Genomic DNA, 26,059 nt, shown 5'->3' with positions numbered 1-26,059 from the left:
GCATAACGACTTCTGTTTTAGCAAAGGGTTTCAGAGCGCGCCAAAGATATTCATGGATCGGTCATCAACAAGCAGCAGACGCGGCTTTAGAACTGTAACCCCAAACTCACCCGATGTGCTTGTTGTAACCGTCCAAAGTCAGCATAAGCGTAGTCAAGTGCGAGCAACCTCTTGCCGAGTGTCAGGTGGATACCTAAGCCGAGCGTGAGTCCCTCTTCATCATCCCGCCAATCTTCGCCCAACCGGAATTTGTAGCCGCCGCGAATCGCCGCCATCTTTTTAAACCAGTACTCCATACCGATGTTCAACCGTTCACTGTTGTCGTTCGGATGGTTCGCATCAAGCGCGAGCGTGAGGAGGTTATCGCCAGTATCAATGATATCATAGGCGATACCGAGTCGAAAATTGGAGGGCAGCGGAAACTCAATTGTTTCTAACGCCGCTGTCCGCGCCGGGTTCGTTGTATCTGGAAATGGACGGTAGTCTGATGTCCTTGGATCACCAGCTATTTCGGATCCGCTTTCCAGATCGGGCCCGCTGAAACGCATCTCCGGTCCGAAATTTGAGAAACACATCCCGATACGTAGACTCCGCCACCCGGTATGGTATAGCGTCCCGACATCAATCGCAACACCGTTAGCACTTTCTCGATGAATCTGCTGGTGGATGTATTTGGCGTTGATACCGAAGGAGAGTTTAACGCCGGATTCTTTCGCATAGAGTTGTCTGGCATACGCCAAAGAAACTGCGGTATCATAAGCGGAATACCAAAGTCCAGTGCCATCGGGCTTCGTGAGTGTGGTAATCTCCGTATCAGGGACATTGAGGAATGTGACGCTTGCGCCCAAAGTGCCGACGTTTTTTATCGGGGTGGCGAACGCGAGATAGTTGTAGCGGACATCGGCAAGCCAGAATATTTGTGTGTCCGAGAAACTGGTTTTTTCGAGTTGGCTTATGCCTGCTGGGTTCCAGTAGATACTGGTTACATCGTTGGCAAGCCCGCCAAACGCACCGCCGAGACTATCAACCCGCGCGCCGGGACCGATTTTTAGAAACTGGGCACCCGCTGTGCCGACATTGGTTGTGGCATAACCGGGAACAACCCACAGTGCCAGAAGTGTAAATAAAAGCGTATAAGTTATATATCGCATGTGGTTCTCCTGTTATCGAATAATAGCGAATCTACCGATTTTGTTGCCGACGACTGTGTCACTTTCGTCGCGAGCTTCAACATGATAGATATAGATGCCGCTCGCGAGTGCTTGATTGTAGCGATTGAGGAGTTCAAAGGATGCTGTCCCACCCTTGTCGCCTTGTGCCGAACGGTCATCCGGGCTGTAAAGTTCAGTACTTTCGTGTTCGATTGTCCGAACTAATTCGCCTGCCAAAGTGTAAATCCGAATGGTACAGTGTGGTGGCAGGTGCGTGAAAAAGATCTTGTCCGTTCCTTCCGAGAGTACTGCCCTATTCGTAACGAAATAAGGATTTGGCACGACGCGGATTTTTCCGAGATCCGCTTCAATGTTTTCAGCGTCCAGTGTCTCCTCTTTTGTTGTCAAAAGGAATTCGTCGCCATCTCGTGGCGCGCTGATACCGCCCATCTCAACAGTGAAGACATCACCAGCGGAAATCTCCTGATTCGGATCCCTGATATAGACGTATCCACCTCGGATGTAAATTCGGAAGAAATCGGGTGTATCCGCACGGACGTATTCATCACGCCAGCCTGAACCCGTCAGAATTGCGTATCCCTCGGCACGTTGGTCACTGAACTGAATTTCTTCACCCGTGTCTTCGTCTACCACCTTGACGTGTGTATCGTCAGTAAACGTGATTGAATATGTATGCGGACGGTAATACGTTGACCACCAGACGTTGGGCCATGTATTCTCACCAAAGCCGGGGGATTGAATGTCCACCGCCCAATCCGTCACTGTACCTGCTGTTAGTTTAACGTCAAGAATCGGGTTTTCGTCCGGAGTACCGTAAGATACATCGGCCCCTGTTATCTTCAAAACGATGCCGTCAAACATTGGCGAAAGGGCTTCAACGGCTGCTTGATGCCCGGGGTCATACCAGTCAAAGGATTGTTGCTCGACGACGGTTTGGTTTGTCGTCGTGTTGACAATTTCATAAGAGGGGGGTTGATAACCGGGCCCGGTGATATATGCCGACGCATCTATCTGTTTTGCACCGGACCAGACGATTTTATATTGGTGCCCTGTGACCTTGTTCGGAGCAAGCACCATCGGTTCAACGGTAACGCTTCCCTGTCCGTGTTGTTCTATATTAGCGGTCGGTTCACGGTATCCAGCCGGTTGCGCACGTGGCACGACATGTACCATCGTCTCAATCTGACTGCTCTCCATCGCAATCAATGCTTTTTTAGGGTTGCCTGTGTCGTAAGAAGTGACGGCATAGGTGTATTCGAGTCCGTTGGTGAGTCCTTCATCGGTATAAAAATTCTTGATGCCTGCATCTTCACCGAGTGCTTGTGAAGGCGTGGAAACAACCCGGAAGATGTCGCCAGCGACAGGGGGTCCTGAGGGACCATCGCTGATTTGTACATAAAGCCCACCAAAATAGATTCGGGCACCAGAGCGGTATGTACCATCGGGATGCGGTTCGGCTGTGTTTGGATCTTTGATAACAACATATCCGCCACCGTCTGCTGGAAATTCCGCATTATAAGGCATTACTTCCCAAAGCGTTGTGTTAACGACTTCAAAACTGGTGCTCGAATTGAATTTAATCATATAAACGGCATTTTTGAAGAAACTCGCGAAAAAGGGTTCATCGCCTATGCTTTCAATCTTAGCGTCTGACTGCTTACCGACGTGCGACACTGTAAAAAAATTACCGGTCGCGCTCGGTTTGTCGAACTCCATCAGCATTGTCCAGTCTTCAACAGGATTACCAGTGGATTCGTCGTAAGCAACATCGCGTCTGTAGACCCGATACCCTTCAAAGATTTTTTCTGGATCGGTCACGTCAACATATTCTTCGATATCTTTACTGACTCCTGCATCAACCCAACGTCCCTCACTTTCCCAGACGAGGGTTACTTGTCCATCAGCAGGGTAAGCCGTTACCAGCGGGGAGGGCGGTGGTGCTGGAGCGACGTAGTCGTCATCATATAGTTTTTGTGCCCAGTCTGCGGAGGCTTGTAAACCGGCAAGTCCTTCACCGATCGCGACTGCGATAATAACGTTGAACGAATCTCCGGGGGCAAGTGATTCAACGGGTCCATAAGACTGGACGAAGCGTTGATCGTCGTAGTTTGCAGGGAGCGGTTCGACACCCGGCGTACTAATTAACGCGTATATCTCCGCGTCGGTTGATGGATCTGTGGATATGGTAATCCGTTTGTGTGCCGTGAAAGGAATTTTTGCGGTAGTATCCTCTGGGTTATCCCCTCTGTATGCATCCAATACGCGTAAACCTATATACCCAGGCGCGGAGGCGTTGGAGTATCCGTAAGAGAGATAACGGTTCGGATGGGCCACAGGGTTGAGCGCGTCCGGGGTCTGGTCAAGTGCGACGAAGTCATCGGCGGAGTAACTCGCCGTCCCTGTTTCGTTACTGGAGACATCTACATCGTAACGGAACGCCATAAACACGTCTTCAAGCGTGTCACTACCGACATTTTTGACGTTGTACTCAAGAATAAAAAAGTCGTAGAGCGGTGCATAACTCCATTGGAACCCGTTGACTTCAATCTCTAATCCGAGAATCAAGCCTTTGTTTGCATCGGGGTTCATGTCAGAGCATCTGAACATGATGGCTTGGCTCGTGGGTGTCTCTTTTGTTGTCGTTCCGGGTTTGTTTGAGATGACTTCCGGCGCGTCCTCAGTGGGCCAGATTTCACTTTGTCTACCATCTGCCTCAGAAACGCCGACCTCGCCGCCTTTTTTCGCACCGATCCATATATCGCCTTCAAAGATATAGGAGTCGTTTGTTCCTGCGGGCCACCAGCCTGAAGGGTTTGCAGTCGGATTACTCGGATATCCGACGACCCCGGTGTTAAAGATAGCAGACGATAGGTTACCTACGTCAAGCGCTTTCCAATCCACTTGTGCACTTGCCGGTAATGCGGCGAGTGCTAAAATTGTGGATAGGAATAGTGTATATCGTAATAGTTTCATAATTTCGTTTACCTCGTATGTTCTTCATTGAAGGTTGTAGTAATAAACCGTTCTAAATGGAAATATAGTCGAAAAATGATTCCGATGAAAATCATAAATGGATATAAAACCATTTACGATTTCTTAGGTCGTTCTTTCTGGTGGAATGGGATAATGCGCTTCTTCATAAGCCTCTACGAGTGTAACAAGCACATCAAGTTTATCCCCTTCCGGCGACCCGTAGCGCGCCCCCCACAGTTGTTCTATTTCCTTCAGTGCAGCTTCATAGTCTGCTTCAGTTTTGATTAGTTTAATCTCCATAATTATTGACTTTCCGTAATTTCAAAAACCCGATACCGTCGTGTTTCTCCATTTCCGACATCTATCTCACCTTCAATGAACAGCGGATAATTGTACGCTGTGTCCTTGACAGAAAAGAGATACGGAATCGCACCTGCTTTGCGTGCTGTCTTGGCTTGGCTCTCGAAGTCACGAGGCGTTGACATGTGTCGATTAAAAATCTGATATGTTGACCGGTCAGCATAATACATCAGATCGAAATGCGCGCCGACGCGTTCATCATCGAGAAAAAAGCAGGCATTATCTGGCATCTCACGTTGTAGACGTGGCCCACTCTTTTCATAGAGCGGGATTTTGCTGTTCCGTTCCGTGACTTTATATGCGGCGCGCACATAGCCCCCCGCATAGAACAAAGCAATCGCCAATGCGACTATCCGCAGTCCAAGCCATAGCCATTTTTGCCAGTTATACTGACGAACCAACACATATATGCCAGCAAAAACAGCGAGCAGGATGCCGAATCCAATCAGTTGCTCAACAATCCAGAAATTCGTCTCAATAAAGGGCGCGATTTTTTTCAGTCCATCAAATTGGTCTCGTCCCTTGACTAATGTGCGTCCACCGGAGATGATTGTAATCACAAGCATCCCAGCACACCAAATTGCGGTATAAATCCAATCCCGTCGTTGCCATGCGCGACTAATAACCGCTGCCAAGCAGATCAACAAGGGTGACACGGCGATCATTGTAGCTGATGGCGTTTTTGTTTCTGCGAGTGTGTGCGGGACGATGACCCCGATACCCCACGCTAACACAAACAGTTCGGCTAAATTCCAGCGTCTGAACATAACGACTAATAGACACAAAACCACCGCGAAAAGGGCAGCATAGAACACCGGATAAAACAGCGGCATATAGTCAAACAGCGGTCGATCCCAACTCGCCCCCCAGCTTTCGACATCGGTGTTAAGATGGTCGAGGACGCGTTTATGTTCCCATAGGAATTCCTTTCGATAGAAGTACAGACAATAGGTAACCCACGGTGTCACTGTCGCAATTGCCGCCAAAAGTTGTATACCGATGTCTCTGAGTCGGATCTTTTCGTCTATTGTTTCGCTTTGCACGCTGTCATCTGAAGCGCGTCTCTTATGATAGATCTGTTTCCCTTTCACAACACCCCAAACGACGAGCGCGATACCGAAGGTGATACAGGCAAGGTAGCTTTTTGAGAGGTACGCGATCCCCATCGCTACACCCGATAAGATGTAATTCCTCCGCTTTCCAGTCCGAACTGCCCGGAGCAGGAACCAACACGAGACCTGTACCCAGAGTAGCAACGCTATGTCAATGTGATCCGAATAGCGATAGCCGTGAACAGACGCGAACAGAAACGGATTGAATCCGACAAGAAACGCGGCAATGAGTCCTGCCCGTTTGTCAAAGAGATCCGAGGCGATTCGATACGTCAGCCACGCGACGACAACAAGGCTGATTGCAGATGGCAACCGGAGCGCGAACGTGTTGATACCGAAAATCAGGTGCGAGATCCAGATCGTCCACATAGCGACAGGCGGTTTATGCAGCCAGATGTGGTTCTCGCCCCACCCTTTGTAGTCGTAAGGGAGCCACGGTTGGTCGTAGAGCGTGAATTTGAGCGGATGTTTCGTCAAATTCCGCGCCACGACCGCGTGAAATCCTTCATCCCAATAGGTGATTCCACTGTGTCCAACATTCCGCACCACCAAAGCCCCAGAGGCAATTAGGATGCAGAGTAGAATAATTTTAATTACGAGCGGCTCGCTTATTTTTGAACGGGCTTCCTCAAAAATCATTTTGTTTTCTTACTAACTTAGATTTAGTTGGCGCGAAAGTTTACCCAAGAAGTTGGCTGACCTCAATCCGTTATCAATCGGCATGACGCGCGAGGTTTTTAGCATCATCCATTACTTTTAAGACAAAGCGTAAAGCCTCATTAACGGCTTCTTCGCTTGGGAAAGCAGCAGCAATGTCTGGATCAAGTCGGACGATATTTGTTCCAGCAGCATATTGCTTCGCGTATTTCCCGCGAATGCCGTTTTTTAACAACGTTTCGTCATACTCAGGACGCAGTTCGTCATTAAGCTCAGTTTTATCAGTCATTTTCGTATATCTTCCTTTCTTGGCGTGTCAATTTACGGGCACTAATAATTCGGATTTGTTGCTCAATATCCGTATGAGAGATAATAAGCAACCGTCCTTGTATTGACTCGCCAATTGTTATGTATCGTGTTTCATCATGTGAATGATCTGGATCAGGGAATGTAAATGCCAAAGGATCACCAAATACGGTTGATGCTTCCTGAAAAGATACATCGTGTTTAGCAAGGTTACTTGTTGCTTTGTTGGAGTTCCATTCAAATTCCATTGTGTCAACTTAGAAAATGCTGTATCAATTGTTTTGGAGCACTAAAATGATATCACCGCGCTTGTAATTTGGCTTTTTCCTCATCGTAGTTGTCATAGATATCCATTTCCGGGCTTTCCCAATCTTCGGCAAAGGAGGCAAGGCGTGCCCGCATTTCTGCCGCTTGTGCTTCGTCAATGCCGCGTTCCCGCAAATCTATAGTGCCTATTGCTCCAAGTATAACTTTTGGGTTGATGAGTACACGAACAGCATCAAAACCTGCTTTTCGTACCTCCAGTAGCGCGGAAACAATAGCGGACTCTAAGGAAAAGGCCTCACGATGAAAATGAATTTGAGGAACCCCATCAATGGTGGCAATCGTTCCGTCATCAAAAATGCTATAGAGCCGATCTGCCTCCTCTTCATTGGGGTCGGCTGTCAAAATAAGTGTGAATTCATGCGTTTTCATGGTAAATTCCGCCCTTATTGATTATTGTATTATTTCGCGTATTTCCCCCGAATGCCGTTTTTGGGCAGTGTTTCATCATACCCTGGACGCAATTCGTCATTAAGTTCAGTTTTATCAGTCGTTTTGAGGCTGCACGAAAACAGTGTTTGACAACTTGTAGGAGAAACCTCCACCACACCAATTTCTCGAATTTCCGTAGAAGTCGGTAAAACAATTCGCCGACAAACAGCTACTGCTTCAACAATCTGCGTCTCTGACAAACCGAAAGCGAGTGTGCAATGCGGCACCCACTGTCCAACAGTGTAATATTCCCGTTGTTCCCTTGCGTACCTTTTGAAGATTTTATGAAATGCCGCGTGAACACGCAGCAACGCCTCAGTAACCGTTACGCCTAAGTAAACAACCCCTTCCGATGTAGAAAAAACACCTATGTTCGGAAAAGACAATCGAAACGGCGCAACACCCTCCGCAAATGTTGAAAACTCCTGTGCAAGTGAATCTGTGTCAAGATGATCGCACACCCCAAGCGATACATGCGGACGATAACCACCTTTGGGCATAGAATCGCTAATCCCTGCTTCATCAATCGCTTTCCACGCATCACGAACGGACGCTTCGGTTGCGGGGTCAAAATACAGTTCAACAACAAACGGCATATATAATCTCTTTAACAGATATAATTTCGCACATATCACTGTGTGCTTTTTCAGCGGAAAAGATCCGGATCACTTTGTTTAGACAGTGAAACCTGTTTTTAGTTAATGTGTTGGGTTTCACTCATAATTTGGGTGAATTCACGGTTCCATCAATCCAACCTACGTATTCACTGGCTCATATAAAGACAGCAGTGTAGCGTGGTGCTTGGCTGGCACCTTTACACGTTCGGTCTCCCAATCACTTATCGCAGCACTGCTGCTGGGTTTCATACCTAGCTTGACCGCTACAGCACTTTGAGTTAGTTTAGCCTTTTTCCGTAAAGCCTTCATCTCGGGCCCGGTGAGCGAAAATTCAGTAGCCGGTGCCGTGACAGTCGCGGGTCCCGACTCATCCATTCCCTTATCAGATTCTTTTGTTAAAGTAGATGTAGATTCATGCCCTCGCATGTGAGTTAATTTTTTTAAATGTTGGTCTATATGCTCTTCTATTTGCATCAGGCGCATCAACGGACATAGGAACTCGAAGGTTTTGTCTGCTGCATAATTTCTCAGTTCCGCTAAACACGCTTGAAACCTTTCATTGACTATAAACTCAATTGCAACGCTATACTGCTCCTTGACATTTGCTTTAATTTCTTCAAGATGTCGCATCTGACTTGTGTTAATTATCGGACTCCAAAACATAAAATGGCGATCGTATTGATTCCAATGCTTGCAAGCGTGTTTAATGCCTCTGGAGAATTTATCTGTAAGTCTTTGAACGTTATCGGGCCTCCTGGTCTTGATGCCGTTTTTGACATCATTTGTAGTATATTGGAGTCCTCTTATATGAATAGCTACCTCACAAACGTAAACCTGTTGTTTTGACATGTTTAGCCCGACAACGTCGATTTCACCCTGTGATTCAGTAGGTAAGTTTGTTTCTATAAAATCGCATTGCCGGATATATCGCAAGTACGAGGATACAAGTTGTTCACCGACATTCAACATTTCAATTTCCTTTTAATGTTTTACGTTATACAAATGCCGCCCCTACGGGGCTTATGGTTTTGGCCCCCCAAGGTTCTACACAGATGCCACCCCTACGGGGCTATCGTATTCCAATAACCCTTGATTTTCTATGTAGCGGAGGATCGCCTCAATTCTTGTAAGGATCTTGACGCTGTTTCATAACCTTAACTTTTACACCTTCTTTAGCTGCCGCGTGAAAAGCGCGAACACCAGCAAGCATTTTTTCATGGTTCGCTTTATCCAACTTCATCCGTTGTGAAAAAACGGGAGCCATACCACTTTGATACTCCTTTTCATACCTCTGTACCCATTTTTCAAATCCTTCGCTATTATACTGAACACACATTAGATTAAAGACGCTCTGCTTATACATGTCGGTACAAAATAAGGATTGAAGTTTTTTGATATTTATATTAAACATGTTTGCGAGGTTTTTGTTTGACGTTTTGCGCCACCAGCACCTCTCAGCAATCTTGAAAACAAGGCTTGACGTTGATACAGGTTTATACGTATAATCAAACGTTGACACAAGCGGTAAAGCTTCGTTAGCACTCTCCTCGGTTTCGTTGGACTCGGGGGGCAACTCGCCATCCAGTGTAGCTATGTCAATTGTCTCTGCTGGCCGTGCACCTCTGTTCCAAATGTAACTGTCAACTGCCCTGACAGAGAGCCCCAAGCGTTCACAGGCTGCTTCCAAGAGGGCATGTGCTTCTAAATCCGATACAATTCGGTCTAAGACATCAGACACAAATCTAATAATATAGATATCAGGTTTCGTAGTATCCACACCGAACAATATGCAGAGGTACTGAAAACCAGCAGGCCCAAAACCTCTGATGTTTAATCTGTCGGTCTGGGACTGTGCTTGCACTACCCACTGCTTGAGAGCCTTCTCTTCAAAGATCGTTGGTGTTTGCTGAACAATTTCACAAAGGAACATGACTACCTCATACAGAATCCTTGCACGATCCTCGTGATTATAATTGAGTTCCTGTTGCACGAACGCATGCGGTGTTGAATAACTTGTCATGAGCTCAGCCAACTCGGTAATCTGTTGTATGTCCGGATGATTGCTGATAAAAATTTTCAACCGGGGCACCACGAACGAATCGTATGGTCTGTTGAGTGAAAGGACACAGTCAATAACTTTAACAGCAGGAGAGCGGGAATCCAGCAAATCTTCCGGGCTTGGAAGATCCGATGCAAACTTCATTATCTCAGTTGCTACAGTGTTAATATCAGCCTCTGCTATGTTAACTTCCTTCATTAAAAATTTCCTTCTAAAATTCATATCCATATGCATCTGCGATGCATACTTTCAATAGTTGTTAGCGCAGGTTTACCACATTCCTTATCAACCGGGAAAGGTTATAACATGGTTTAAGAAAAAGAACATAGCAATTACAAAAAGAACTTCAAATATTCCTATAACCAGAAAGAAAATATAAGGAATTATATTTGTAGATACAGATAATGTACGGAAGTATTCATTCATCGTATTAACAATCTCTCTGAGAGCAGAACGATGTGCGCGCTGTTTGACCTTGACAATACCAGTTCCCATCCACGACTGAACAGACACTTGCAAATCTGCCTGAATAGATGTAAGCCGTATTGCAGAAAGACTTTCTTCATAGGGTAACTGCAGTTTCTCAAGAGCTGCGAGGAGTGTTTCCCGAAACGATACATCTGTAACCCCATATACGACATAACCTCTCAGTGAATACCATACCATCAGGATTACAGAGAGGACCAACCCACATAGAATGGCGATTAGCCACTTCATGAAATATATATCGGAACTGCTGCCGGACGCCGATAAAAGCGGCAATAAGATTACCGGTAATGGAATGAAAGCAACAAGTATTGTTGCCAAAAACCACCTATTTGAGATCATGAAGGGTGTCTTGCTTAAAATACCTCGCAATCCAATGTAAAAAGAAAAGATTGCCGTGATTCCAAGCGCAATTGGAAACATAATTGAAAACAATTTCATATAGTAATTGAGTTCCAATTTCTTTCGCTCCTAAAACTTCAGTTTGATTTCACTAAAAATCCAAACTCACACCCATCATAACCAACCGCGGGGAACTCCACGATAGCGGATGTGAATGTTTCTGGCTGCTGAGCGGGATGCCGTATCGGTCATACGTCACTGCGTCTAAGATATCGTCAAGGTTTTTCGTGTTGAAGACATTCCGAATATCCACGAAGAGCGTGTAGGTCAACCCACCAATCCGGCTCCGTTTGCTGAGGAGTGCATCAACATTGTACGTTGCTGGATAACGCTTGGAGTTGATGTCGGGTTTGATGGGTGCTCGCGGATTCGGTGTATAGGGCAAACCGCTGCCGTAGCTACCAATCAAATTGACAGCAGCATCAAACGGCAATTGAATATCCAGCGTTCCAGAAAAGATGTGACGCTGATCCCATGCCAACGGATGGCTTTCGGTTACATCTGGCTGCTGCCGATAATAAGTGAGATAGCCCAAATTCCGACTCGAACCTTTACCCTTCGCAACAGAATAGGTATAACTCAGCATACCAGAAACCCGACTCCGTCCCGTGCGCCACTTGCGGATCGTGAGTTCAAATCCCTGAACTCTGCCGTAGATACCGTGGGTGACACCGTCGAATTCATCATTAAGGAAGTAACTATAATCATTAGTCTCTACGTCAGGAGTGACATGCACACTGTTAACGAGTTTATTGATATCCTTGGTGAATCCAGTTAAATCAATTGTTAAGTCATCAGTGAATTGCCGTATAACGCCAACTTCATAGCCGATAGTTCTCTCTGGATTGAGGTCAGGGTTGCCTCTTCTTCGGATGGCACCCCGCATATCGAAACTAAGGTTTTCGTAGAGATCATCACCGCGCGGGATCTGGTAGTAATGCCCATACGTGAAGTGCAATTTCGTCCGGTCGGTAATCGGGTAGGAGATACCGAGGCGTGGCGAGACCATGTGTTTGGTAGAAGCCTTAACAGGATCTTTGATAATCGGTAGTCCAACTTTATAAGTCTCTTTGTCCAATTTGATTGTGCCGTCGTCGTTAAGTTCCAGCGGATCCAATGGGTCCGCGGGTGAGACCCCATCGGGATTATACAGGTCATATCGTAACCCGGCGTTGACGATCATCCCTTCATACTCCATCTTGTCTTGGACATACATACTCAAAGATTGCGGCTGGACATCATAAAACTCCATGTAGAGGTTGGAACTTCCATAGTTTGTCGTCCCGAGATTATAGATATCGTACGCCAAGAATTCGACACCTGTCTGAATCAAGTGGTTCGCTGTAACTTGGCTTGCAAAATTCCCCCGCAATATTGAGGTTGTCGCCTCGCGAGTCGTCCAGGAGTTGTCATCCCCCGCGATGAAATAGGTTGTATCGTTGTACGCCTGTTGGGGCGGATTTCTGATTCTGCCTTCTTCTTCGTTCTGCTCAGGTGTCTTTTCGGGGTCCCAAGCGTTCTCATCAAATGTCTTGTCCAACGGATCCCACACTTTATCGGGTTGATGACTCGCAACGGCGCGATGGAATTGACCCAAGGTCAAAGTATAAAATGTGCCTGAGTTGATATTGTGTGAAAGTTGGACGGAGAGACTGCGGGCATCTCTCGTACTCACTGGGATTGCGCTGGGCCAAAAACGGAGGCTGCCACCATAGGAGTTGGATTCCCGCTGATCGAAAAGCCCACTTGCGGAGAGTTTGATACTCGGTGTCACTTCAAACTTCATTTTCCCCTGAAAAGTGTATCCCAATCCGTCGCTATTCGGTAGATAACTCTCATCGCTCCGCAACTGGCTGTCAAAAGCGAAAGTCAAGCGATTGCCCCATATCGGTCCACTGAGCGCAAATTCCCCAATGTGGCTCGGAGACAGATCATACGCTTTGGTATCATTGAATACCCCACTATACTGGTTCAAGTCCACAACATAACCATCTAACAGCGTAACCTGTTTCTTTTCATAGTCGATAACAGTGCCATCGGCATCCTTGTAAGGTTGGCGTGCCATGATGGCTTCGCCGGTTTCTTCATTTACGCTCGGTTCATCTGTTTCTGGGTCTATCACAGGTTGAAGTGGGTTTTCCGCCCTGTCGGCGTAAACGCCGGGGACAATCTCTGTGAAGATTATCTGCTCATCGCCTTCTCGTTCTGCTAATTCTGCGACAGTAACATCTTCTCCGCGATACGGTGTTTGGTAATCGTAAGGTTTGCCGAGGAAGATACCTCTGAAAGGTTCAATCGCAACCGGTCGGAATCCGTTATCAGGATCCAACCACGGACCATATAGCGGATCACCGTGGTGTGTCCCCCACTGTCCAACGCGGTACCTGAACCGACCAGAAAATTTGTGTGAACCTGCCTTCGTGATGAGGTTAACGATACCGGATTGGGCATCGCCGTATTCGGCGTTGAATCCGCCCGTGATGACTTCCATCTGCTCAAGCGATTTCGCACTAATATTCAAGCCTAAACTTCCGCCGATCGGATCACTGATGGGGATACCGTCAATCAGATATTTCACCTCTGTTGACCTGCCGCCACGGACATGAAGCGAACCCGTTGAATTGAGTACCGAAACGCCCGGGAGTGTCTGGAGAATGCCGTTCACGCTATCACGAGGCATCGCTTCGATATCTTCTGCTTCAATAATCCGTGTCGTCTGCGTGACATCCTTCTTAATGAGCGGCTTAACAGCCGTCACTGTTATGCTTTCAAGCGTGGCAACCTCAGATGCCTTCAGGGCGAAGTTGAGAGTTGTGGTAAGCCCGGCAAGGACTTTCGCACCTTCTACGGTCTCAGAACTGTAACCGGTTAGTTCAACTTTCACGTCATACCCACTGGGTGGGATATTCGTCATCACATAGTAGCCAGCATCGTTTGTCGTTGCGGTGCTGCTTGTTCCGACGATTGTTACCGTGACGTTTGCGAGCGGTTCATTCGTCGCTTCGGCGGTGATTATACCAGAAACCTTTCCGGTGATGGCAGCAGACAGGTCTCGGATGCCTACCATCACGACACACACCACACTTAGCGCGAGTAATACTACCTTCTTGAACATATCATTCTTTTTCATAAGTGCGTTCCCTCTTTTGCAATGTTTGAAGTAACGTAAGTTTGACATAAGTACATAGTTGAAAACCCGACACATTCGCACACGGGCAGCCTTGGATTGCTGGGTAATGTTTGCATGGCGGAAGTCATTCCAAAATCTAATCTAAGACGTTTTCAATGAACCGGAGGCTTTTTAAGGTGCGTTCGGTATGATATTCAATAAAACTGCCGAGTCCCCGTTTCAGTTCTTGATGGTTGCGGGTAGAGGCGCGAATTCGGTTGAACCGTTCCCATTCGGATTTCCGAAGCATCTTTAACAATTCACAACTACCGGGGGAGATTGTAAAAGCAGCACCATCTCGATTTTTGCAATCGGCACAAAGCACACCACCGTACCGGATGCTGAACGCAATCCCGAATCTATTTGCCGCGGCACCTTGGACATCTGAACCACAATGCACACAGCGCGAGAGTTCCGGGGCGTAGCCCGCACAATCCAAGAACTTAATCTCAAACCCTCTGGCGAGCAAGGGAACATCATCAACATGTCCTAAAAATTGACAGGTGGTTCGAAGTAAATCGAAAATTTCAGGGTTGGCGACACCCTCTGATGCGATGCTCTCCACGAGTTCAGCGAAGTAGCAGCCATAGGTGATACGCGTGAAATCCGAGCGAATGACATCAAACCCGTCAATCAAATTAAAATCAGTGATGTTCTGCAATTCTCGGTTTTCGCGGTGCTGAAAGAGGAGCGTGCCGTGGTTGAGGAGTTCTAAACTCCCGCCGAGTTTGCTTTTTGGACTTTTCACGCCGTAAGCGACTGCTTTGACTTTTCCGAAGTCAGGCGTGTAGAAAGTAATGATTTTGTGGAATTCTTTAAGGGGAAAGGTGCGAATGACAATCGCTTGGGTTTTTTGGGCTGCCATAACTTTGGGTATAAAAGTGTTATCACAAATGGGAAAAGATCGGGGCGAGAGGATTTGAACCTCCGACCTCCTGCTCCCGAAGCAGGCGCGCTAGCCGGGCTGCGCTACGCCCCGTTCTTACGCTTAATTATACCTTCTCTGATGGACTTTGTCAAATTAATTCCATCTTCTGGGTGTGTAAATATGTCGTCAAAAGATTTTACATAGATGTCACCTCGCTGGGGAAACCAAGACATTCCGACAGATCAACGTTACAAACCCCGCCTACAAGAAACCGAATAGTCCAACGGATCGGGCTTACAAACCCCTCCGAGAAAAGAAAGGCATTCCGACAGATGAGCGGTGTTATTGTGATGGTTTTAAAACGCGTCATCACTATCGTTAATTTCCGGCATTTCAAGATGAATCCTTTGGATGCGTCGTTCGTCTGCCTCAAATATGGTGAACCGGATACCGCGGTAGGTAAATTGGGTCCCCTGTTCAGGCACACGACCGAGATAGTCTACAACGAACCCACCGATTGTATCAATGTTTTCTGCTTCAAGTTCGGTGCCGAGTTTTTCGTTCAATTCAATAAGATTTAGTCGCGCATCAACGGAATAGGTGTTAGGTGCTATCTCAATGTAGTCATCTTGTTCGTCGATTTCGTCTTCATCTTGAATTTCACCGACGATTTCTTCGATGATGTTTTCGAGTGTTATGATTCCGGCGGTGCCACCGTATTCGTCTACAACGATCGCCATGTGTTGCTTATGCTCGCGAAGCTCCCGAAAGAGTTCTGAGATATTCTTACTCTCCGGCGTGAAAAAAGGACTTCGATCGACGATAAGTTCTCTCAGGTTGACCGGCTTACCTCTTGCCCAACAATCCAACATATCTTTGACGTGCAGGATCCCAACAATTTGATCAATTGTCTCTTCGTATATCGGGATACGCGTATGCCTGGAGGTGATTGCGGTCTGTAAAACTTCGGTTTCAGGGGTTGCGACTTCAAGGCATATCATATCGGTGCGTGCGACCATGATTTCTCTGGCAACTTTATCGGGCAGGTCTAAAATTCTGGCGATCATCTCTCGGTCGTCTGGCTCTAAGATTTCTTGGCTATCGGCGACATTGTCGAGTGTCTCTAACACTTCTGGAGATACGAGGGTATCTTGTGCAGATGTGGCTTTGCCGCCGAAGATTCGGACGATGAGGTTGGCGAGGAAATTGAGCGGGATTAAAACAAGGAATCCGCACCAGTAGATGGCACGGAGGGCACTGAGCGCCCGGATGGTTGCTGCGCCAGTACTGCCCCGTACATAGTTTTTGGGAAACAATTCGGTAAAGATGACAAAGCAGGCGACTGCGAGGGCTGCACTCGCGACTGGATATGTTTTCCAAAATGTCATAAGCACCGTAACGCCTGCTACTATCAGAATTGTTTTTGCCGTGATAATAGTTAACGAGTAACGGCGCGGATGGTGCAGCAGTGATGTTAACACTTCATAACGTTTGCCGCCTTCCTCGGCGAACTTGAGAATATCGTCTCGCGTTAACCGAGCGAGCAACGCTTCGGCAGTTGAAAACAGCGCACTGAGAATTAAGATTATACCTAAACTAACGAGTTTGATGACTAATAGGTCGTCCAAACGTAAAATTACACCCCCTACAAACTGGTGCTCAAAAGTTAGCGAACAATCGTGCTATGGTTTCCTCAATAAACCGAAGATGGTATTCTGCTTTTGAAACATAACTGTGGCTTCTTCTTGTGTTTGATGGTCGTAGCCAAGCAGATGAAGTGCACCGTGTATCGCGAGTAACGCGACTTCGATTTCAAGAGTGTCGTAGGTTGTCCCCTGTTTTTCGGTTTCAAGACTACTGCGAGTCGCGCTGAACTGATCGCCTGTTGTCAATTGCCGCGATGCCGTTTCGAGGGATATAACGAGATCACCGAGTACATTCGGGTTCACATTCCCATCTTCACCCTCACGCATCGCAAAAGCCAGCACATCTGTCGGCGCATCAACGCCTCGATAGTCGCGGTTGAGATGTTTAATGTCAGCATCGTCTGTTAAGAGGACACTGACTTCACACGCCTCTGCATCATGTGCTTTTAGTGTCGCGAGCACTGCGTTGTGAATGACTTCTACGTCAAAGGTGGTATTGTTACTTGTATTCCTAACGCGAATCAAAACGGTTATTCTTCTGCATCGGACGCACTTGGCGGGTTCCCGCCGTTCCGTCCCTTATTGTGTGGTGATGCCTGTTCATAAGCTTCGACGATACGTTGGACGAGTTCATGTCGGACAACATCAACCCTTGAAAAATAGATGAACTCAATGCCGTTGATTCCTGAAAGCACCTCTTGTGCATCTGCGAGTCCTGAAATTTTGTGTGTCGGTAGATCTGTCTGCGTAATGTCGCCTGTGACCACGGCTTTTGAGTCAAAACCGAGGCGGGTGAGGAACATCTTCATCTGCTCAATCGTAGCATTTTGCGCTTCATCAAGGACAACAAACGAGTTGTTGAGCGTTCTGCCTCGCATGAAAGCGATCGGTGCGACCTCAATAACATTTCGTTCGATGTATTTGTCGAGTGCTTCGGGTGGCATCATATCGTAGAGCGCATCGTATAACGGACGTAGGTATGGATGCACCTTGTCGGCAATATCGCCGGGTAAAAAACCGAGTTTCTCACCAGCTTCAACGGCGGGTCGCGTCAAGATGATACGACTCACCTGTCCACTTTTGAGTGCGGAGACCGCCATCGCCATGGCGAGATATGTTTTCCCTGTTCCGGCGGGTCCGATACCGAACACAAGGTCGTTGTGTTTCATCGCTTCCACATACCTTCTTTGACCAGCGGTCTTTGGACGGATGACACCGCGTTTTGAGAATACCGGAATAGACTCGGCACCTGTGTCACCTAAGGTATCTCGTTCATCGACCCTGGATGCACGAATCGCATAGTTGACATCAGTTGCCTGAATGCTTTCTCCTTTCCGAATGCGGTGAAGAAGTGATTCGAGAACCGTTGTCACCCGGTTGACTTCTGTGACGTTTTCGCCAATGATAGCGATGTTGTCACTTTTCAAAACAACGCGGGCATCGAAATTGTCTTCAATAATTTTTAAGAAGGCATCGCTATGCCCGAACAGGGCTTGCACTTCAGCGTTGCTCTGTATGGGAACACCCTTTGATTCTTGTTTTTGCAATAGAATTCTAATCCTCCAGTTTGTTTATGTGGGAGACACGCAAGTTTCCCGTGCCTATGCTGCTTAACTTAACAAAATTAGAAAAAAAAGTCAAATTTTACGCGTTACGTAAGTTTTAGCCCATTGTGCGTAAGTCCTATGAACTTATTTTTATTCTACAATGTCATTAAAGAAAAATCAAGCGGTTTTTATTTTCGTCCATAGAATTTGACTTCTCGAATCGCAGCACCCTTGAGTGGAATCCACATTTTACGTTCTTCGTCGTCGTGTCGGACGTTTTCGGGGTCTTCCAAGGCATTTGCTGTCAATCGCAAATGATGAATTTCCCGCTCAACCTTGAATCTTACTGGCAGTGTCCCTTCCACTTTTATGCCGCGTTTATCCTCTACTGCCTCAAACGAGAGTTTCTGGTTCGGGCGTTTTATGCCAACATCCAAAGCGAGGTTACGGATGGTTGATGCCGGATAGACTTCAACATACTTAATATAACTGGGTGTGTCCAATTTGATCAAGGTTTCCGTTTTGAGACTACCTTCCACCCGACGCTGGTACTGCAGCGGCTGAGATACCCCCTTTACTATACTTCCAACAAATTCTTTTTTGATGGATCCTTGTGCTGCAAAGGTGCCAACTGTTTTCAAGTCGCCATCTACAATCTCAGGGATTCGATCACAGGTGAGCCGCGATGCCGGAATTTCAATAAGTGGCACCTCTTGCAGCATCGCACACCCCATAACACTGCATATTAGAACCAATAAAATGCTGAATACTTGTATTCTCATTTTTTTTCTCCCTACCAGATGTAGAAAATCTTCTTACGATTGCTTCTTCCCGTAAATTTTGATCTCTCGGATTGAAGCCCCTTTCAGAGGGATGTTAATTTCCTTGTCATCGTTCCGTGTCGCGTTCTGCCGGTCTTCTATTGCGTCCGCTGTCACACGCAGATAGAGCACTTCCCGCGCAACGCTGAATTTAACAGGTTTTGTGCCTCCTACATCTCTATGCTGTTTATCATGCACCGGTTGAAATCCTGTTCCGGATTGACCGAGATGATAACCGGAGGCTTCCAATGTTGTGCTCAGTGCCAAATTAGGGATGCGCGAGGCGGGGTACACTTCGACAGTATTCACGTACATCGGTTTTTCGAGTTTAATCACAATCTCACATCGGATTGTTCCCTCAAGATCCGTTATATACTGCCCCCTGCCAAATGAACGCCTGCTGCGTTCCACGACCTCATACTTCTTTGTGACTGTCCCTTGGACTGAAAAAGTCGCAACCGTTTCCAAGTTACCGTCCACTATTTCAGGATGGGTTTCACAGGTCAATTGTGAAGCAGTAATCTCCTCAATAGGTGTCCCCTGAAGCCAAGATAGACGCGACTGCAGAATTCCCGTTCCAGATTGCCCCTGAGATGCTACACAACCAGCAATACTTAGCATTAACACCATCCCTGCGATATAAACGGACATTTTCAGGCTATGTCCGAAGTTATAACGTGTCGAGATTTTATCCATGTTGCTGCCGCCTCCTTGTTTAGAGGATTGTAAAGTGCACCCATAAGTTCACCTTGGCTGCTTGTAGGGTGCACCTGCCATTAGAGGGCCTACCTGCCGAAAAATCTGACTTCGCGAATCTCGCCACCTTTTAGCGGGATCTCAACGCTTGAGTTTATGTTTCGGGTAGAATTCTGTTTATCTTCAATCCCGTCTGCACTCATCCGTAGATAGAGGACTTCTCGTCCAATTTGGAAGCGAACCGGGGTCAATCCTTCTATATCTTTGTGCTGCTTGTCGGCGACTCGCTCGAAGGCGACATCAAAGCGGGGTGGATCGTCGGTTGTTGTCATCATTGCGAAATTCGGGATGTGCCGTGATGCCGGATAGACCTCCACGTAAGAAACATAGGTCGGTGCATCGAGTTTGATAATCGCTTCTGTGCGACGGTTGCCTTCAACTTGTGTGATGTAGCGCCGTTGTGCGTACGTCTGCCTCCGAGTCTCACCGTCAAAAATTTGATACGCTTTTCGGACGAACCCATTTACTGCAAATGAACTCACCGTCTCCAGATTGCCATCCACGAATTCCGGGTTTGATGCACAGGTGAGGCGTGAGGGGGCAATTTCTTCAACAGACTGGTTCAACTGGTTCAGCACAACGCATCCTGTAAAACCGATGAGCAGAACGACTAAGCTGCTTAGGATTCTCATTTTTTTCTCCTATTGATTGTGGCAGACAGTATGTGCCTGCTCTGTACACATTATATCCATTGGTGCCCAAATACGAAGATATTGCGAAAATAATAATGCGCCTATAATCGCTGGTTTGGTGGACAGAGAACCCACGGCGTGTATTTATGCGTATTATACGGGTATCTCAATATCGAAACGTTCCGCGGCTTCAACGAGGCGGTTCCAAGTCGGTTCCTCAATCGGTATCCCTTCGCGCAGGCGTTTCTCGCGGCTCCGTTCCTCGAATTCTCCCGGAACATAGATTTCGTCAACACCTGGCAATCGGGCAGACGACTTCACCCACTCTACAAGATATGCGATCTCCTGTTCATAGTCCGCTAAGTCGATGAAATCCTCGATTTTGATAGCGAACATTACGATGCCGCTTGCCCCTCGCGTCGGTTGTTCACGGCTACATCCTGCCCAAGAGAGTCCGCCAGCAATAGCATCGATCATCACGCCGAGTCCGAACCCTTTGTGTCCGAACTGAAAACCACCGAGCGGCATAACGGCTGTGTCCTGCGGACGTTCACGAAAGGCGTTCGGGTCCGTGAGCGGTTTGCCTTCAGCATCTATCATCCATCCTTCCGGTATGGATTCACCACGAGCCGTCTGGACGAGCAGCTTCCCGCCTGCGACCACGCTGAGCGTCATATCAAGCAGGAGCGGTTCGCCATCTTGACGTGGTACTGAGATCGCAATCGGGTTTGGCGGTAGCCTACGAGAGGTGCCACCGTGCGGATGCATAAACCGTCCGCCACCATTGAGCAAGACGACCCCGATCATACCAGCACGCGCCGCAATCGGTGGGTACTCGCCCATCCTGCCTGCGTGTCCACATCGGTGTAAACCGACCGCGCCGATGGTGCAGCTTCCTGCTTTTTCGACAGCCATCTCCATCGCTTTCCGTGCGGCAACCATACCGAGCGCACCGTTAGCGTTGATGACGGTAGCAGCACCACTTTGCCTGACAATCTCCATTTTGTCTGTGGCGGGTCCGCCTGCCATGCCACCGATGTAGTTCGGCGCGTTGATAACACCGTGTGAATCGTGACCTGCGAGGTTAGAATCGACGACGTGGTCGCTGACGATGCGCGCATCTTCTTCTGTACCACCAGCACCGCGATATATATCGTATACAAACTTTCTCAAAACATCATGAGATATTGTTGGCATAAATGTTTTCCTTACTGAATTGCGGATTTGTCAGATGAATAGAGACCTTTTACAACGGGATTAGCACCGCTGCCTACAGTTGATTTTCACGAAATTCGACACGCCCATAAATGTCCTCTAAGGACAATTCACAATCAATTGAGGTAAGCGACAGCACATCTTCAAGTGATCGGAATTCGGCGGGTTGCCATTCCGTGCCTTGCCGACGGTAACGTTCAACTCCTACTTCGTCTTGTGAAACAAGGATGTATTCTCGCAGAGATGCAAGTTGCTGATAGTGTTTGAACTTCTCTCCACGATCATACACTTGGGTTGATGGAGAAAGTACTTCTACTAAAACAATCGGGTTCAGGAGTGTATCAAAAGTGTTATCCTCAAAGCGAGGTTTATCACAAACAACGACAACATCAGGGTAGAAGTAGGAAGTCTCTGGACTAGTCCGAACCCGCATATCGTTGGTGTGGACTTCACACGTTCCGCCTTTCAACTGGATATAAAGTTCTCCAGAGATATTCGTCACAATGAGACTATGTGCGCGACTTGCACCGGACATAGCGATTATTGCCCCGCGCAAGTATTCATGCTTGATATCTGCCTTGCGTTCCCAAGCAAGGTATTCCTCAGGGGTCAAATAAGTTTGCGCTGCAGTAGATGACATACATACCTCCATAGAAACGAGGTTACTCGTTTGGTCAGAAACGCTTTAAAAGTCGCTATGCTTGGCGAAATCCGTTCTCCGTACGATGCCAATTCTGTCCGTGATTTGGATCGCGGAACTGGATATTTCTGCCCAGCAGCTGCTTAAGTACATCGCTTTCGCCTGCTAACGCCTCGTCAGTCAACTGCCGCGGCATATCCTCTTGCGGATAGATGACCGATCGGTTATACATACCGAGCAACCCGACGCGCGGTGTGTCCGTGAGGTTCGCCCGAGACTGATGCCAGATTGCACCGTTTGTGAACATGATAGAGCCTTTCGGTGCGACAGCGACGCTGCTCTCAAGCCCTTCTGCTTCCCCCAATTCGGGACGGCGGAGCGTTTTGTGTGAACCTGCGATGCACGCCGTTGCACCGTTTGCTTCCGTAAAGTCGTCCAACATCCAGACGGTTTGTCCGGTTATTGAACCCGATGGGAAAGGCGATTGCATCGCCCAATACGGGTAGTCAATATGCCAACCGCCTTCGGGTGCGCCGGGTCCAACGATATTCGCCGTAAATGTGGAGGCGATGACATCCTCACCGAGCATCCGTTTCCATACGGCAACGACGGTCGGGTGCTGAATAAAATAACGGAAGATGGGAGATTTTCCGACGATTGCCCAGACGCGTCGGATTTTACCGTCACCGTAACTGTGGTCAAATCCGTTTTCGATGTCTTCTTCAACTAATTTCCAGATTGCTTCGCGTGCTTCGTCTGCTTCATCGTCGGTAATCACATTTTCGATGATGTGGAAACCGACTTCGCGCAAGTCTTGCTCAACAATGTCGAGTCTTTCTGAGTCTAACGCTGATCTGATTTGTAGCATATTTCACCTCTGTGCTACCGGATACGCGGTAGATTGCGAACTGCTTCAATAACCTGATCTTCCAGATCGTCTGCATCGCTATCTGGGACCAGATTGTGTTTGTCCATCCACGCGATATTTTCTGCGACACTCTCTGTAACCGGGATTTTCGGACTGAATTCAGGTAACGCTGCTGCAAGTTTTTCGTGGCTGAAGATTTGTGTATGCCCGAAGTTCCCCCGCAATCCACTGAATCGTTCTGGTGACATCGCGATGAGCGTCTCTTGCGATACATGCACAATCTCTATATCAACGCCGAGTGCGTCTGCCGCTGCACGGTGCCACTCGTCCCACGTCCGTGCTTGTGGGTGGACGATGTTGTATATCTCGCCGAAGCAGTCGGATTTACCGAGTATATCTGTAAACGCAAAACCTGCGTCGCGAGATGACAGGAATTGAAAATAATTTAATCCGTCGCCTGCGGAGAGGATCGGTTTGCCCTTCCGCAACCGATCAATCCAACCGCCATCTCCGCCGACTTGACGCAGGAGATTCATCCCTGGCCCGTGGGTATATGACGGTTTGAAGATGGTTACCGGAAACCCATCGCGTGCGTGTGCTTCTAACAGCAAATTATCCGCTGCGACTTTGCCGAGTCCGTAACCTGACTCCCCTTCCAACGGTGCGGTCTCTGGGAGGTTAATCCCGCTGAACGGCGGTCCGTAGGTCATCACCGTTGAGCAGTGGACGAAGTGTCCGACGCGTCCTTGACATGCGCGGAGTGCGGAAGCGGCATCTTCGGCATTGAAACTAATCATATCGATGACAGCATCCCAATTTTCCGCACCGACTTTCGCCTCAAAATCGTCGCGTTGTTGTCGGTCCCCGTGGATGATGCGGACATCTGGCGGCGGTGCGTCCCTATGCTGTCCACGGTTAAATAGGACAACTTCATGGTTTCGGTGTTGCAGGGCAGCAACAATCCCACGGCTGATGTTGCCTGTCCCACCGATGACTAAGACTTTCATGGGTTAGATTCCTCCTCTATTAATGCTATCTCTTTAGAATTTCTCTATATCACTTGTGAGGGCGGTTCTTGCATGACAGGAATGACGTAGCTCCGGATAGCGAAACCTTCAATAATTTCTGTTTCCATCCGCGGACCGGGATTTTTCCGATGATCGAACACAACATAATATCCCTCCGCTGCATCCTCCAACTGCATGTATGCCGCGAGTTGCTTCTTGCCTGCTCTATAGGATCGCTCTCCCTCCCAAATTTTGGTTTCAACGATATACTTTCGCGAATTGTGCAGAATAAGCAGATCCATTCTACCACGTCCTGCTTGCACTTCAAGGTACATTCGTCCCTTCACCAACCGTACAAACTGCTCAAGATAGGCAAAAAGGAGGTATTGTCCAACGAACTCTTTTGGAGTCTCTGGCACCTGCAGAATTTTATATCCCACACGTGCGATAAAATTCTGAAAGTTATCAAGTAAGGGCTGCAGGCGAATTTGCCCATTGGATGTGAGGTAATCTAAGAAATCGGTTTCCGCGTCCTCAGGGAAGTATTCACACTCCAGTCCGTTTATCAGGGGTTGGAACGCTTTCATGATGCGATACTGATAAATCGGATTGACGACCTCACACATTCCGTCAGCACCTTCCGCGAGGATACCATAAGTAGCGAGCTCCGAAATAAATTCGTTATCCAGATTAAAATCCACACCTCTATCGCGGGAAACAATTCCCATCAGAAGGGTTTTAAAACGTGGCTCCCTTCGGATATTGGTTATGAGATGCTGAATGTTGACGTTCCGTTCGCGCAGCAACCGCGTGTGCGCTTCTGAAAAGTGCGTCATGTCGATGCACTCGGTTTTTGGAATGTTCAATTCTTCAGTAAGTATCTGTGCGAATCGGTTTACAAGGAACGGCTGACCGGCTGTCTGTCTATGGAGTGCTTCAGTGACCTCTGGAGTGAAAGACTGCCCGACTGCCTCAGTATACTGCCCAAGAAGCTCACGAACCTGTTCAAGCGTAAAGTTAGGCAAAGCGAACTCGTCCTGAATATTAAAGGGTGAAATAGAACGGTCATAGTTAAGTTGTGTTATACTCTTAACACCGACGATGCCGAGACTGAAAGGGCAGCGTGAATCTACACCGGAGAGGTAGATGCGGCGAAGCGAGTGCAGAAAATCGCTCACAACAGTTTGCGGAATGCCATCAAACTCGTCAATTATCATTACAAGTCGCTGCGGTTTTAGCAGATTTTCAAGTTCCGTAAAGAAGCGTAGCATTGACAGATGATCGGTTACCTGGAACCCTTGAAGATATTGATGAAGTGCTCCCGATAGCACGTGTCCCCGTTTTTGAAAAATCTTTCCAATTTGTTCACGTATATCCTGGTAGAGTTCACTGTAAAAAACGGAAGCGTTCAGGTTTTTATAGGCTTCAAAATTCAATTGAATCGGGAAATAAGTTATACCCTCGGCTGTGAGGGCATCTAATGCCCACCGGAAAAAAGTTGTTTTGCCTGTCTGCCGTGGCGCGAAGATGACGATGTAGCGTCCCTGTTTAACGCGATCGACGAAATCTGCAAGTTCCGTCGTCCGCTTGACGACATAATTTCGCGCGGCATCTACAGGACCTCGCGTCTCAAAAGTTTTCATCGCATCCTCTCCTCGGCTTTAGTGTCCTTAATTAGTATTAACGCTCGTCTGCACTACAGTCTTTTTACGTTTCCGCCGCGTAAGGGAGATACCGCCGAAGCCACTGATGATGGCCATGTAAAACCCAAAATCATACCACCATCCTGTATTTTGGGGTTCATAGACGCGAATATCTGGATTAAAAATTCCCCATATTAAAGAGATTGGCGCGATCCAACCGTGCCAGATGCCCCAGAAGAATCCGGCGGGTTTCTCGGCAGTGTGTTTGCCATCGCCGGGCACACATCCTGCAGAAGTCATGAGTGTTATCAAAAGTAAGACGCAGACCAGTTTTTGGGTGTTCATTT

Annotated in this window: 24 protein-coding genes, 1 tRNA gene and 1 pseudogene; all 26 read right to left on the bottom strand. The window is 47.7% G+C overall.

What is annotated here, in order from left to right:
* Positions 1-86 precede the first annotated feature (86 nt).
* The 26 genes and pseudogenes from OXH00_04370 to OXH00_04245 all read right to left on the bottom strand — a co-directional run bounded on the left by OXH00_04370 (position 87) and on the right by OXH00_04245 (position 26,057).
* Complete coding sequence (locus OXH00_04370; protein ID MCY3740232.1) at positions 87-1,151, bottom strand: PorV/PorQ family protein; 1,065 nt, start codon at positions 1,149-1,151, stop codon at positions 87-89.
* Positions 1,152-1,163: 12 nt separating this feature from the next.
* The gene (locus OXH00_04365; GenBank protein MCY3740231.1) at positions 1,164-4,145 is read right to left on the bottom strand and encodes a hypothetical protein; all 2,982 of its coding nucleotides are present in this window, start codon (positions 4,143-4,145) and stop codon (positions 1,164-1,166) included.
* Positions 4,146-4,283: 138 nt separating this feature from the next.
* A pseudogene (locus OXH00_04360) lies at positions 4,284-4,445 on the bottom strand (transcriptional regulator).
* 2 nt (positions 4,446-4,447) lie between these two features.
* Positions 4,448-6,256, bottom strand: a complete 1,809-nt coding sequence (locus OXH00_04355; protein ID MCY3740230.1) for a glycosyltransferase family 39 protein — start codon at positions 6,254-6,256, stop codon at positions 4,448-4,450.
* Positions 6,257-6,329: 73 nt separating this feature from the next.
* A complete protein-coding gene (locus tag OXH00_04350; protein ID MCY3740229.1) occupies positions 6,330-6,563 on the bottom strand; it encodes a hypothetical protein in 234 nt (77 codons plus the stop codon).
* A complete protein-coding gene (locus OXH00_04345) occupies positions 6,556-6,828 on the bottom strand; it encodes a BrnT family toxin (protein ID MCY3740228.1) in 273 nt (90 codons plus the stop codon). Before OXH00_04345 ends, OXH00_04350 begins: the two co-directional genes overlap by 8 nt.
* A gap of 52 nt (positions 6,829-6,880) precedes the next feature.
* A complete protein-coding gene (locus tag OXH00_04340; protein ID MCY3740227.1) occupies positions 6,881-7,276 on the bottom strand; it encodes a hypothetical protein in 396 nt (131 codons plus the stop codon).
* Between the two features lie 29 nt (positions 7,277-7,305).
* On the bottom strand, positions 7,306-7,932 hold the full coding sequence (locus tag OXH00_04335) for a 2'-5' RNA ligase family protein (GenBank protein ID MCY3740226.1): 627 nt from the start codon (positions 7,930-7,932) through the stop codon (positions 7,306-7,308).
* A 159-nt stretch (positions 7,933-8,091) separates the two neighbouring features.
* A complete protein-coding gene (locus OXH00_04330; GenBank protein MCY3740225.1) occupies positions 8,092-8,922 on the bottom strand; it encodes a hypothetical protein in 831 nt (276 codons plus the stop codon).
* Positions 8,923-9,070: 148 nt separating this feature from the next.
* Positions 9,071-10,210, bottom strand: coding sequence for a hypothetical protein (locus OXH00_04325; GenBank protein MCY3740224.1), 1,140 nt, complete (start codon positions 10,208-10,210; stop codon positions 9,071-9,073).
* Positions 10,211-10,297: 87 nt separating this feature from the next.
* Positions 10,298-10,957: a hypothetical protein gene (locus OXH00_04320; protein ID MCY3740223.1), complete on the bottom strand. Its 660-nt coding sequence runs from the start codon at positions 10,955-10,957 to the stop codon at positions 10,298-10,300.
* Positions 10,958-10,991: 34 nt separating this feature from the next.
* On the bottom strand, positions 10,992-14,030 hold the full coding sequence (locus OXH00_04315) for a TonB-dependent receptor (GenBank protein MCY3740222.1): 3,039 nt from the start codon (positions 14,028-14,030) through the stop codon (positions 10,992-10,994).
* Positions 14,031-14,166: 136 nt separating this feature from the next.
* A complete protein-coding gene (recO, locus tag OXH00_04310) occupies positions 14,167-14,934 on the bottom strand; it encodes a DNA repair protein RecO (protein ID MCY3740221.1) in 768 nt (255 codons plus the stop codon).
* A gap of 39 nt (positions 14,935-14,973) precedes the next feature.
* Positions 14,974-15,048: transfer RNA gene (locus OXH00_04305), tRNA-Pro, on the bottom strand.
* 245 nt (positions 15,049-15,293) lie between these two features.
* Positions 15,294-16,565, bottom strand: coding sequence for a hemolysin family protein (locus OXH00_04300; protein MCY3740220.1), 1,272 nt, complete (start codon positions 16,563-16,565; stop codon positions 15,294-15,296).
* A 54-nt stretch (positions 16,566-16,619) separates the two neighbouring features.
* The gene (gene ybeY, locus OXH00_04295; GenBank protein ID MCY3740219.1) at positions 16,620-17,108 is read right to left on the bottom strand and encodes an rRNA maturation RNase YbeY; all 489 of its coding nucleotides are present in this window, start codon (positions 17,106-17,108) and stop codon (positions 16,620-16,622) included.
* 5 nt (positions 17,109-17,113) lie between these two features.
* Positions 17,114-18,130 carry a PhoH family protein gene (locus OXH00_04290; GenBank protein ID MCY3740218.1) on the bottom strand — a complete coding sequence of 339 codons (1,017 nt, stop codon included), beginning with the start codon at positions 18,128-18,130 and terminating at the stop codon, positions 17,114-17,116.
* Positions 18,131-18,318: 188 nt separating this feature from the next.
* The gene (locus OXH00_04285; protein MCY3740217.1) at positions 18,319-18,912 is read right to left on the bottom strand and encodes a hypothetical protein; all 594 of its coding nucleotides are present in this window, start codon (positions 18,910-18,912) and stop codon (positions 18,319-18,321) included.
* A gap of 33 nt (positions 18,913-18,945) precedes the next feature.
* Entirely contained in the window at positions 18,946-19,647 is a 702-nt protein-coding gene (locus OXH00_04280) for a hypothetical protein (GenBank protein ID MCY3740216.1), read from the bottom strand.
* A gap of 89 nt (positions 19,648-19,736) precedes the next feature.
* Positions 19,737-20,339: a hypothetical protein gene (locus OXH00_04275; GenBank protein MCY3740215.1), complete on the bottom strand. Its 603-nt coding sequence runs from the start codon at positions 20,337-20,339 to the stop codon at positions 19,737-19,739.
* A 153-nt stretch (positions 20,340-20,492) separates the two neighbouring features.
* On the bottom strand, positions 20,493-21,536 hold the full coding sequence (locus OXH00_04270) for an Ldh family oxidoreductase (GenBank protein ID MCY3740214.1): 1,044 nt from the start codon (positions 21,534-21,536) through the stop codon (positions 20,493-20,495).
* A gap of 73 nt (positions 21,537-21,609) precedes the next feature.
* Entirely contained in the window at positions 21,610-22,194 is a 585-nt protein-coding gene (locus OXH00_04265) for a Uma2 family endonuclease (protein MCY3740213.1), read from the bottom strand.
* Between the two features lie 55 nt (positions 22,195-22,249).
* The gene (locus OXH00_04260; protein ID MCY3740212.1) at positions 22,250-23,062 is read right to left on the bottom strand and encodes a phytanoyl-CoA dioxygenase family protein; all 813 of its coding nucleotides are present in this window, start codon (positions 23,060-23,062) and stop codon (positions 22,250-22,252) included.
* A gap of 14 nt (positions 23,063-23,076) precedes the next feature.
* The gene (locus OXH00_04255) at positions 23,077-24,069 is read right to left on the bottom strand and encodes an NAD-dependent epimerase/dehydratase family protein (GenBank protein ID MCY3740211.1); all 993 of its coding nucleotides are present in this window, start codon (positions 24,067-24,069) and stop codon (positions 23,077-23,079) included.
* Positions 24,070-24,113: 44 nt separating this feature from the next.
* Positions 24,114-25,712: an AAA-like domain-containing protein gene (locus OXH00_04250; protein MCY3740210.1), complete on the bottom strand. Its 1,599-nt coding sequence runs from the start codon at positions 25,710-25,712 to the stop codon at positions 24,114-24,116.
* 27 nt (positions 25,713-25,739) lie between these two features.
* Complete coding sequence (locus tag OXH00_04245) at positions 25,740-26,057, bottom strand: hypothetical protein (GenBank protein MCY3740209.1); 318 nt, start codon at positions 26,055-26,057, stop codon at positions 25,740-25,742.
* Between the last annotated feature and the right edge of the window lie 2 nt (positions 26,058-26,059).

It is taken from the genome of Candidatus Poribacteria bacterium (genome assembly GCA_026706025.1).
Classification (GTDB): domain Bacteria; phylum Poribacteria; class WGA-4E; order WGA-4E; family WGA-3G; genus WGA-3G.
Note: the sequence above shows the minus strand (reverse complement) of the source record. Positions and strands in the feature narration are given on the sequence as shown.